We start from the raw sequence: 10697 nt of genomic DNA, 5'->3' as shown, positions 1-10697 counted from the left end.
GTGGTGCGCAGCAGGTGCATGGCCTGTTCGAGCCGGATCCGCTGGGCGAAGCGCAGCGGCGAGACGCCCGCCACGCGGCCCAGCGCGCGCTGCAGTGTGCGTTCGCTCGTGCCGACGGCCCGGGCCGCGTCCGCGATGCGCAGCGGCTGGTGGAGGTGCCCACGAACCCACCGCTCGAAGGCGCTGACGGTGGGGTCGGTGCGCGCCAGGTGGCTGGGTATGGCGTAATCGGCCTGGGTGGGGCGGGTGTCGACGATCAGATAGCGCGCGGTGAGGTCGGCCAGGGCCGGACTGCTGTCGTGCACCAGGCACAGAGCCAGGTCGAGGTGGGCCATGGCGGCCCCGGCCGTGGTGACGCCCGGACCCCGGCTGATCATCCGGCTCTCTTCCAGGGCCACCTTGGGATAGCGCCGCCGGAACTCGGGAGCGAGCCACCAACTCGTGGTCGCGGGCAGCCCGTCCAGCACACCGCTCTCCGCGAGCAGGAAGGTCCCGGTGCAGGCAGCAGCCAGAGGAACCCGGGCCGCACGAGCGTCCTGGACCATCTCTCGTACGGGCCGCTGCTCCAACGAGGCCACCCAGGCGGTGAGTGGCTCGGGGCGCCTCTGCCACACGCCCGGTACGACCAGCACGTCCGGCCGCGTGGCGACCTCCGGCGTGACCGTGTCCACGAGGTGACCGGCCGCCGTCCGCACCGGCCCGTGCGGGCTGACGCACTGGACCTGCCACGGCGGTGGGGGCTCCGGGATCTCCCGCCGCAACTCGTTGGCCGTCCGCAGCACGTCGAGTACCGAGGAGAGCCCGGAGTCGAAGACGGCGTCGACGACCAGCACCGAGATCTTCATGTCGGAAACGGTACGGCATATGTCGCATCCGCCACTGGGGGGACACGTCTGCCGGTCCTACGGTGATCACACCGACCGTCCTCTTCCAGGAGAAGCCCATGGACCAGCCCCTGACCCCCGCCGTCCCGGCCAACGCCCGTGTCGGGCTTTTCGTCCGCCTTGAGGCCAAGCCGGAACACGCCCAGGAGCTCGAGGAGCTCCTCACCGGGGCTCTCCCCCTGGCCGAGGAGGAGAGCGGCACCACCGTGTGGTTCGCGCTGCGCCTCGGTCCGACCACCTTCGGCATCTTCGACGCCTTCGGGAACGAGGAGGCCCGTCGCGCCCACGTGGAAGGGAAGATCGCGGCCGTCCTGCGGTCCGAGGGCCCGCGCCTGCTGGCGGCGAAGCCGGAGGTCGGCCCGCACGACGTGCTGGCCGCCAAGCTCCCGACCGCCTGACCGGGGCCGGTCCGCGCCGCCGGGTGACGTGGCGGCGCGGGAAAGCCCAACTGCCCCGGCTCTGCGCACCTCTCGCGGTGGCGCCCGTCCGCACGAGGCCTGGCTGCGTCACGAGCGGCCGGCGGATGTCCAGCCCTGGTGGTGAAGCCGTTCGCACCCGTCCAGGAGGAGGTCGAGTGCGAATTCGAACTCGAACTGGTCGTCGCAGCCCTGGCCCACGGTCGTCGCGCTGTGGTGAGGCCGAGCCGTTGCGATCTCCACGATGTAGGGGTACTTGGCCGCCGTCTCCGGGAGCGCGTCCTCCCGCGCGCCCGGGGTGCTGTCCGGCGGCGCGGGGAACAGGTCGGGGGTGAAGCCCCACACGCGGCTGCCGAGCGCATGCATCACATGGTGAGCGAGGTCGGCGGACAGCCCCCCCCCGGAACGGAACATGCCGATGAGGGAGTTCAGGTAGTCCAGCACGGCAGGGGTGGGACGGGTGCGCGACTCCATGACGCGTGAGGCCCACGGGTGCCGCAGCAGAGCCTGCCGGGCGGAGAGGATGCGCTGCCTGACGGCTGCCTTCCAGTCTCCGGCGCCGACCGGGGAGTCGATCTCCCCCACGACGACGTCGACCATGCCTTCGAGCAGTTGCTCCTTGCCGGCCACGTGCTTGTACAGCGCCATGGGCACGACGCCCAGCTCCTGGGCGAGGTTGCGCATGCTCAACGCTTCGATGCCCCGGCCGTCGGCGAACGCAACAGCGGCCCTCAGCAGACACGTCAGCGGTCCCCCGCGCCTCATCGACTCATCGACCAAGGAGTCCCAGTGGTCTCACCGAGAAAGCTCGCTGCAGCGGCGGGCCTGTGCTACCTCGTCACCCATGCGGCTTCCATCGGCGGCCTCGTGCTCTACGGCCCCGTACTGAACAACTCCGGCTACGTGCTGGGCCGGGGTCCCGACACCCGGGTACTCCTGGGAGCGCTGAGCGAGGTGATCCTCGCGCTCGCGATCATCGGCACCGCGGTCACGCTGTTCCCCGTCGCCAGGCGGCACAACGAGGCCCTGGCCGCCGGCTATCTCGGTCTGCGCACCCTCGAAGCGTCCGTCATCATCGTCGGCGTCGTCAGTCTCCTTTCAGTGGTGACGATGCGTCGGCACGCGACGCACGGACCGCACCCGGACGCCGCGCTCCTCGCCGTCGACAAGGCCCTGGTCGCCGCCCACGACTGGACCTTCCTCATCGGCCCCGACTTCGTCTGCGGCGCGAACACGGTCCTGATGGCGTACGTCATGTACCGAGCGGGCCTCGTCCCGCGCTTCATCGCCTGCCTCGGGCTGATCGGTGGCCCGCTGATCTTCGCCTCGGCGATTGCCGTGCTGTTCGGCGCATATCCCCAGATCTCCGTGTGGGGATCCCTCACCGCGATTCCGGTCTTCGCTTGGGAACTGTCCCTGGCCATCTGGCTTTTGGCGAAGGGATTCAAGCCGTCCCCCCTCACGGCGCTTCCGGGCGCCCGCACCCCTGCGGCTGCCGGTCGCCCATGACGGTGACGGCCCGGGCGGTGGCGCGGGTGGGCCAGAGAGTGCCTCCTCTTCCGCTGCTCTGAAGGGCGACGAGGCACGGCGCACCTCCGCGCGTCGGCGCTCACGGATCCCGGGTGTGGCGATCGGCCGGTACGCCGCACTCTCGAGGCCGTCCTCGCAACAGAGCGGCAGGCCGCAGTCCGCGCCGCTGCTGAGTCACCGCGCTCAGAACGAGGCCGCGCGACGCCATGCGCTGCTGGCGCCGGTCGCCCAGCGTCTGATCGAGCACCGGACGGGTCTGGACGACGACGATGAAGTGACCTTCTGGCTCGACCAGATCGCCGCCGTGCTGCCGAACTGCCAACCCCCACCCAGTTCGTCAGCCTGGAAACCTATGTGCTCGCCGTGGTCCGCGAACTGAGGAAAGTCGAGCGCACGACGGCACGGCCGGCAGCAACCACCGCTGATGCCCAGCTCGCCTACACCGCCGCGGACCAACCGGTCGCCAGGTGAGGAAGTGGGAAGACGCCGTCGTACTTCGCGCCGCTACAGCCAGGACGCGTCGGTTCCGTCCGGGCGAGACGCGAACCGCGGGCGTGGGGACGCTGGATCTCTCGTATCGTCGCGGCCGGGTACGCGTTCCCGCACGCTGGAGACGGCCGGTCTCCTGCCGTGAGCACTCCCCCGGTGCCGACCGATCCGCCCCGGCGATACCACGCGGTCACGCCATCGGACGCTGCCGGCGTGCCGTGCACGGCGGCTGATTACGCCGTAATCACCTTGCGGCTCATGGCTGTGGAGCAGTCTCGAGACAGGCAGGGCGATGGTGATTACGGCGTAATCACCTCACTGTCGGCATGTTCGCCGCGTGGGCTTGTCCGTATGCCGCTCAACCGGCATCACATGTGACGGACAGATACAGCCCGCCTGAACGAGCCGAGTCCGTGCCTCTCAGCCGATCCAGTCCGCTTAGATGAGTCAGGACACGTCGCCCCAGGGGTGATTACGGCGTAATCACCCCTGGAGACGGCCAGGGCGCGATCGACACTCGAGGGGGCCATCCCTAACTAACGTGTCGATGCCTCAAAGGATCAAGGACGTTAGTATGGTGTCTCCCATGAGTTCTCCAGCCACTTCGGGCGACCGCGAGAAGGTCGTCTCCAAACTGCCGGGATGGCTCCGGCAGAGCCTCAAGATCAGAGCAGCTCAGCACGGACTCGAGATCCAGAGCGCGGTTGAACAGGGCATCCGGGACTGGTGCAGCCTCGCCTCCGCCACGGCGCCCGTCGACACCTCCGGCGCCGACTCGTTCTCCACCTTCCTGCCGCCCGGTCAATGGGAGGACTTCAGGGGCGTCGCCGCCGACCGAGGAGTCTCCCTCATCCAAGGCCTTGCCCAGTCCATCCAGCTGTGGCTCGACGCCAACCCCGCCCCGGACGTGGCACGCCCCGAGATCACCCGCCGCATCATCGTCTGCAACCAGAAGGGCGGCGTCGGCAAGACAGCCATCACCGCGGGCCTCGGAGAGGCGCTCGCCGAAGACCCCGACGCTCTGCACCCCGTGCGCGTGGCCAAGGCCCTCACCAAGGCCCTGCGAGCGAGTGAGACACAGGGTGAGGAACCAGCGCGCGAGAGCAACCCCCTCGACATCGAGAACCTGCCCGGCCCGGGCCAGAACGTGCTGCTGGTGGACTTCGACCCCCAGTGCCACCTCACCAACCAACTGGGCGCCACTCCCCTGCCCCTGAACGGTGACAGCCTCACCAACCACATGGCAGGCGACCCCAAGGGAGACCTCCGCGACCTCATCGTCTCCGTCGACGACGACAGCTTCGGCGGGAGACTTCACCTTCTCCCCGCCTGCAACGACGCCTTCCTGCTCGACGTGCGCCTGTCCGCCGTGCGCGCCCGGGAAGCCGCGCTCGAGCGCGCTCTCGCACCGCTCGAAGCCGATTACGACGTAATCATCGTCGACTGCCCCCCCAGCCTCGGCCTCAGCATGGACGCCGCCGCCTACTACGGTCGGCGCCGCGACGGTGAGAAGCCCGGCCAGTCGGGCGCCCTGATCGTCGTCCAGGCCGAAGACAGCTCCGCAGACGCCTACGAACTGCTCACCACGCAGATCGACGACCTGCGCGGCGACCTGCAGGTCGACATCGACTACCTCGGCATCGTCGTCAATCTCTACGACTCCCGCCGCGGTTACATCGCGACCTCCTCTCTTCAGGGATGGGTCGACATAAAGGATCCGAGGGTGGTCGGACTCATCGGAGACCTCAAGGAACAGAAGGAGGCAGTCCGGGTGAAGCAGCCCCTCCTCTCGTACGCCCCCAGGTCGCAGCAGGCGATCGGCATGCGCGCACTGGCAAGGGAGGTCCTGTGAGCAAGGCCGATCAGCTGGGAGCCGGCCGCTTCGGCGGGGGAGTGCGCCCCGTCAGCGCGCGCCGCCAGGCCGTCGCCGCCGCCACCGGGGTCCCGACCGAAGGCGTGGCCCCCCCAACGCACCTGCCGCCGGAGCGCGTCAGCCTCAACCCGGACAACCCCCGGTCGAGTCTCGGAGATCTCACCGACCTCGCAGGCAGCCTCACCACACACGGCCAGAAGCAAGCGATCACGGTCATGAACCGTGACGCGTACATCAAGGCCAATCCGGAGCGCGAACCGGACCTCGAACCAGATACCACCCACGTCGTCATCGACGGCAGCAGCCGCCTTGCCGCCGCCCGCGAAGCCGGCCTGACCGCAGTGGCCGTGATGGTCAGCGACGACCAGGGCTCCACCTCCGAGGAACTGCTCGAGTCTGCCCTCGTCGCCAACATCCACCGCCAGGACCTGGCCGAACTCGACGAAGCGCGCGCCCTGGAACGACTCCTGGCCATCCACGGCAGCCAGCGGGCTCTGGCCAAGCGACTTCACCGCTCTCAAGGCTGGGTCTCGCAGCGTCTGGCCCTGCTCAACCTCACCCCCGAGCTGCAGGCCCGTATCGGCGAGGAACCCATCGACCTGCTCCGCGCCGTGGGCAACAGGCCCCACGACGAGCAAGCGGCCGCCCTGGAAGAGCTGAAGGCCCAACGCGCCCGCAGAGAAGCGGAGAAACACGCGCCTCCGCTCCGACAGCCGCTGCCGGCGGCCTCGTCCTCGGCGGAGCCGACCGCGCCTGGTAACGGTGATTACGCCGTAATCGGTGAGGCCGCGTCCGCCCAGCGAGCCCGGTCCGGTGCAGCCGGAGGCAAGGAGCCGACTCCTCGCACGGAAAGCGTTCCGGAGCCGCGCACCGACCGCGAGGCCGACCGCCCAGGAGCCGCCCCCGCCACCAGGGAGCGACGCACCTCACCGTCGCTGCCCTACGACGACGGTGCCGCTCTCGCCGTACACCTCATCCAGAAGATGAATGACACCGAGCTCGACGAGATGCTGCGCATCCTCAACGAGCACCAGCGAACTCGGCGTCCAGCCGGCAACCGTGCCGGCCAGTGACGCGATCAGGGGACTGCTCCTGCTCCCCACCGACAGGGGCGCTCCCCGGTCCGGGCCGCCGGGTTCCCGTCATGAGCCATCCACGTCGGGCCGCACGGCCGGGCTCGAACGCTCGTAAGCGCGACTGAAGTTCACCAATGAACGAGGAAGGAAACACGTGCCCGGGGGAGCCAGAAAAACCCCAGTAGAGCTCAGTCGTGCTCACCGCGTTCTCATCGGCGTGGTCGTGTCCGGTGCTGTGGTCATCGCCGGTATCGGCTTCGCGGGTTCGTACGCCGCGGTCCGCGAACTGGCGCTCAAGAAGGGATTCGGGACCTTCTCCTACGTCTTCCCGATCGGCATCGACGCGGGCATCTGCGTCCTCCTCGCCCTGGACCTGCTCCTCACCTGGATCCGCATCCCCTTCCCGCTGCTTCGTCAGACCGCGTGGCTGCTGACAGCGGCCACCATCGCGTTCAACGGCGCGGCGGCGTGGCCTGACCCGCTGGGCGTCGGCATGCACGCGGTCATTCCGGTCCTGTTCGTCGTCGCGGTCGAGGCCGCCCGCCACGCGATCGGCCGCATCGCCGACATCACGGCTGACAAGCACATGGAGGGCGTCCGCCTCACCCGCTGGTTCCTCTCGCCCATTCCCACGTTCCTCCTCTGGCGCAGGATGAAGCTGTGGGAACTCCGTTCCTACGACCAGGTCATCAAGCTCGAACAACAACGCCTCGTCTACCAGGCCGGCCTTCGCTCCCGCTTCGGCCGCGCATGGCGACGCAAAGCCCCGGTCGAGTCGTTGATACCGCTGCGCCTGGCCCGCTACGGCGTTCCCCTGGCACAGACAGCCCCCGCCGGTCTGGCCGCGGCAGGCATCGACGAGCCGCCGATTCAGTTCACCGCCGAGCAGACCCTGCTTCCGGCGCAGCGACAGAGCCCTGAACTCGGGGCTGCCGTGCACCAGGAGCGGGAAACGGTGAAGGCGGGCGGCGTACAGACCCGGCTCGGGGGATGGGCGCAGAGCGGCGTCGTCACCGAGGCCGGCGGGCCACTGACTGACGAGCCGGCCGAAACCCTGCTGCGGCTGTCCGGGCGGCCTCACCCGCCCGCATCCGAGAGCGGGACCGAATCCCGGGCCCTCCACGCGCCGGAGCGCGAGCTGGACGAGGCGAACCGACCCGTCGACGGGGAAGCCACCGGGCACCCCGCACTGGTGCCCGCCGGCGAACTCCTCGTGAACGGGGACGAGTCCGAGCATGCGAGCGCCCGCGGAAAGGAACTGCCGGGCGAGGAAGGCACGACCAGGGAGCCCGCCGCGCTCACCACCGTGGACCGTTACTACCTTGCCTGGACCGAGTACCGGACCGAGTACGGCGAAGAGCCCAAGGCCGAGAAGTTCTCCGCCTACTTGGCAGGCAAGAAGGGCATGACCGGCCGCGGCGGAAGGCCAGTCAGCCCCTCCACCCTGCGCCGCTACCTCCTGCCGTTCCGTGTCTACAGCCTCTGGGCAAAACAGCGGATGCACAGCGACTCCCCGTCACTCCAGGCCATCGCGCAGGAATGCGCAGCCCACGGGATCACCGCGCAACACAACAAGCCCCTCACCACCGACTACATCGCCGAGCAGGCAGCCGACTTCGAGCGGCGCTGGCAGGCACTGACCCGCCTCTACGCACACCCACGGCAGTAGTGAGGAAGCCGCGCTCTGCTCGACCCCGCACACCACTGACACCGTCGGCACCTACGGCTGCGCAATCAAGAGAAGCCGCAGGTCAGCGCACCATTGCGCAGCCGCGACACCCATTGCGCAGCCAGAGCGCACAACGGTTTGCGCGGTGGTGGTGGATATGGGTGTCTGCGTGGGTGTGACCGGTCTTCCCGTCCCGGCAGGGCTGGGAGCCGGGACCTGCGCAGTGGCGGCTCCGTGGCACGGCACGGCCGGGACATTTGGTCCCAGCTCCCAGAAGAGCGGGCCGGGGCGCGCTGCCGGGTGTCAGCTCTCCTGCGTCCCGATGTTGACGGAGCGGTCGCCGGCTACGCACTCGCTGCGGGTGCGCGCGCCGGTGGCGGTCAGAGTGAGGTCGTTGGCGTTGCCGCAGGCGTTGTTCTGCCTGCCTTCCTGGGCGATGTTCTGCTGGGTGAGGCGGCCCAGTGCGTCACCTCCCTCGACGTGAGCACCGCGGTTCTTCTCCTTGGTGTGCTTGTTGACGGAGAGGTCGGTGTTGAGGCACCGCTCCTCGGCCGTGGCGCCCTCCAAGGCGAGCTGCGTGCGGTTCAGATACCCGCAGGCGTTGTTCTGCCGGCCTTCCTGCGCGGTGTTCTGCTGCGAGTTGATCCCTGTCGCCGAGCCGCCTTCCACATGGGCGCCACCGGTCTTGTACACGGTGTGCTTGCTGAGGGAGGCGTCCCGGTTGCCGCACAGTTCCGCAGTGCGGCTCGACGTGAACTCGACATTCCCCGCGGAGTTGTCGTTGGCGCAGGCGTTGTTCTGCCGGCCTTCCTGCGCGATGTTCTCCTGGGTGTCGAAAATGCCTGTGGTCGAGCCGCCTTCCGCATGAGCGCCGCGGCTCGTGTGCACCGTGTGCTTGCTTACGGAGGCGTCCAGGTTGCCGCACCGGTCGGCCGTCCTTCCCCCGGTCACCACGACGTCACCCGTGCTGTTGAGATCGGTACAGGCGTTGTTCTGGCGGCCCTCCTGCGCGACGTTCTCCTGGAAGGAGAAGGTGGTTCCGGCGGAGCCGCCTTCGGCGCGTGCACCGCCGACCCTGTCCACGGTGTGCTTGCTCAGGGAGGCGTCCCGGTTGTCGCAGACGTCCGTCGTGCGGCCGGCGGTGACCTCCAGGTCCCCCGAGTTGTTCGGGTCGGCGCAGGCGTTGTTCTGACGGCCCTCCTGCGCGATGTCCTGGTGGTCGGCGGTCAACCCGGCGGAGCCACTCTCGGCGAGGGCTCCGTCGTTCTTGGCCAGCACGTGCTTGCTGACGGAGGCGTCCCGGTTTCCGCACTGGTGTGTCACCCGGGCACCGGTGAGGGGACCGGGCGTCGATACGCTGGCGTCGGCGCAGGCGTTGTTCTGCCGGCCTTCCTGCGCGATGTTCTGCTGGAGGGCGCCGAACGTGGCGGCGGAACCCCCTTCGGCCCGGGCGCCCCCGCTCTTGGCCCGCGTGTGCTTGGTGACCGAGGCGTCGTGGTTGACGCAGCGCTCCGTCAACTGCGCCGCCTCGATTTCGGGACTGAAGGAGGAACTGGCGTCGGCGCAGGCGTTGTTCTGGCGGCCGACCTGGGCGATGTTCTGCTGGCCCGCTCCGGTCACGCCGTTGCCGCCCGTGGCGCCGGCACCGGAACCCCGGAAAGCGGAATGCTCGGTCAGTGATTCGTCGACGTCGGCGCACTGCGTCTCGATGCCGCCGCCAGTCACATCGATGGCGGTGTTGTTGAGGTCGCCGCAGATGTTGTTCTGCCGTCCCCGTTGCGCGTTGTTCTGCTGCGAGACGGTGGCGGCAGCGGTGCCGCTCTCGGCCCGGGCAGGACCCCGGTGAGTGCGGGAGAAGACGGTCGCGGAACCGTCCGCGGTCACGCAGCGGCCCTGGAGGCGCCCCCCGGACACGGTGGTGGGACGTGTACCCGAGACGTCGGCGCAGTCGTTGTTCTGCCGACCAGACTGCGCGGTGTTCTGCTGGAAGAGACTGCCTGCGGCGGACCCGCCGGTCGCCCGGACCTCCCCGCCGTCATGACCGACCGCCGAGGCTGCGACCACCGATGTCCATCCACTCACAGCCACCACGACCATGGCCGCAGCTGCGGTCCGGTACACCTGCATCACTTGCCTCCCGGCTCAGCCCCTACGCGTCCGCTACTGTCCTGCGAACGTCATCGGCTGCCCTGGGTTATGGGAACCGCACATGATCCTCCGAACGGCCCACATCTGGCCCATCGACGGCGTTGCCCTCAGCCCGCGCTAGACACCGTACGCACAGCACCCATGAAGCAACCATTTCACGTACTGAACCCGTACGATGACCCAACGCCGGCACACCATGACGGCGAGCCCACAACAACACCCTCGCCCGCCAAAAGCCGATCGCTGGACCCGGCTCGGTCCAGGCCGTGGATACCACCGGCAGCGTGCTGACCCCGTAGGGCGGGCAGTTGCGCGGGGTCGCGGGGGAGGTGGTCGGGTGTGGTGGGGTCTTGGAGGTGTGTGAACGGTGGCTGGGTGTGTGTGGGGTGTTGTCGGTCGGTCTGCGCGGTGAGACGTCGCGTGACGCTGGGGGTGACTGGCTGGGAACGTCTGGGCCTGCTTTACGTGGTGGTGGGAGGGGGGCGTCCTGCCGAGGCCTTTTTCGGGCGAGGTCTTCGCCAGTGCAGTCTGCTGGGGGGCGGGCACGCGGGAGTTGTGTGGCCTGGGGGTGGGGGTCGGTGGGGATCGTTCTCCATCGACGCTGCTTGCATG

Annotated in this window: 9 protein-coding genes; 6 read left to right on the top strand and 3 right to left on the bottom strand. The window is 69.1% G+C overall.

Annotated elements, in window-relative coordinates; genetic code table 11:
* On the bottom strand, positions 1-845 hold an 845-nt coding region (locus tag IE249_RS33465), incomplete at its 3' end, for a GlxA family transcriptional regulator (RefSeq protein ID WP_229859842.1).
* Between the two features lie 98 nt (positions 846-943).
* On the opposite strand from IE249_RS33465, the gene IE249_RS33460 reads away from it, so the two are divergent.
* The gene (locus IE249_RS33460; protein ID WP_189710955.1) at positions 944-1282 is read left to right on the top strand and encodes a putative quinol monooxygenase; all 339 of its coding nucleotides are present in this window, start codon (positions 944-946) and stop codon (positions 1280-1282) included.
* A gap of 108 nt (positions 1283-1390) precedes the next feature.
* Here IE249_RS33460 and IE249_RS33455 read toward each other — a convergent pair whose 3' ends face one another.
* Positions 1391-2065: a TetR/AcrR family transcriptional regulator gene (locus tag IE249_RS33455; protein WP_229859840.1), complete on the bottom strand. Its 675-nt coding sequence runs from the start codon at positions 2063-2065 to the stop codon at positions 1391-1393.
* A gap of 24 nt (positions 2066-2089) precedes the next feature.
* Between IE249_RS33455 and IE249_RS33450 the strand changes: the two genes are divergently transcribed.
* The 5 genes from IE249_RS33450 (at position 2090) to IE249_RS39345 (ending at position 7937) form a co-directional block, all read left to right on the top strand.
* Complete coding sequence (locus IE249_RS33450) at positions 2090-2809, top strand: DUF4386 domain-containing protein (protein WP_189710950.1); 720 nt, start codon at positions 2090-2092, stop codon at positions 2807-2809.
* A gap of 115 nt (positions 2810-2924) precedes the next feature.
* Positions 2925-3209: a hypothetical protein gene (locus IE249_RS33445; protein WP_189710948.1), complete on the top strand. Its 285-nt coding sequence runs from the start codon at positions 2925-2927 to the stop codon at positions 3207-3209.
* 696 nt (positions 3210-3905) lie between these two features.
* Positions 3906-5171, top strand: coding sequence for a ParA family protein (locus tag IE249_RS33440; RefSeq protein WP_189710946.1), 1266 nt, complete (start codon positions 3906-3908; stop codon positions 5169-5171).
* Complete coding sequence (locus tag IE249_RS39350) at positions 5168-6265, top strand: ParB/RepB/Spo0J family partition protein (RefSeq protein ID WP_229859839.1); 1098 nt, start codon at positions 5168-5170, stop codon at positions 6263-6265. Before IE249_RS33440 ends, IE249_RS39350 begins: the two co-directional genes overlap by 4 nt.
* A gap of 157 nt (positions 6266-6422) precedes the next feature.
* Positions 6423-7937: a DUF2637 domain-containing protein gene (locus tag IE249_RS39345; protein ID WP_229859837.1), complete on the top strand. Its 1515-nt coding sequence runs from the start codon at positions 6423-6425 to the stop codon at positions 7935-7937.
* A 303-nt stretch (positions 7938-8240) separates the two neighbouring features.
* Here IE249_RS39345 and IE249_RS33425 read toward each other — a convergent pair whose 3' ends face one another.
* Entirely contained in the window at positions 8241-9851 is a 1611-nt protein-coding gene (locus IE249_RS33425; RefSeq protein WP_229859836.1) for a hypothetical protein, read from the bottom strand.
* Between the last annotated feature and the right edge of the window lie 846 nt (positions 9852-10697).

It is taken from the genome of Streptomyces anandii JCM 4720 (genome assembly GCF_014650655.1).
Taxonomy (GTDB): Bacteria; Actinomycetota; Actinomycetes; order Streptomycetales; family Streptomycetaceae; genus Streptomyces; species Streptomyces anandii.
The sequence above is the reverse complement of the archived record's forward strand: the minus strand, read 5'-3'. Positions and strand labels throughout refer to the sequence as shown.

Excerpts from the sequence above, each read along its gene's own strand:
- IE249_RS33460 (WP_189710955.1), top strand. The coding sequence starts at position 944 with ATGGACCAGCCCCTGACCCCCGCCGTCCCGGCCAACGCCCGTGTCGGG.
- IE249_RS33455 (WP_229859840.1), bottom strand. The coding sequence starts at position 2,065 with ATGAGGCGCGGGGGACCGCTGACGTGTCTGCTGAGGGCCGCTGTTGCG.
- IE249_RS33440 (WP_189710946.1), top strand. The coding sequence starts at position 3,906 with ATGAGTTCTCCAGCCACTTCGGGCGACCGCGAGAAGGTCGTCTCCAAA.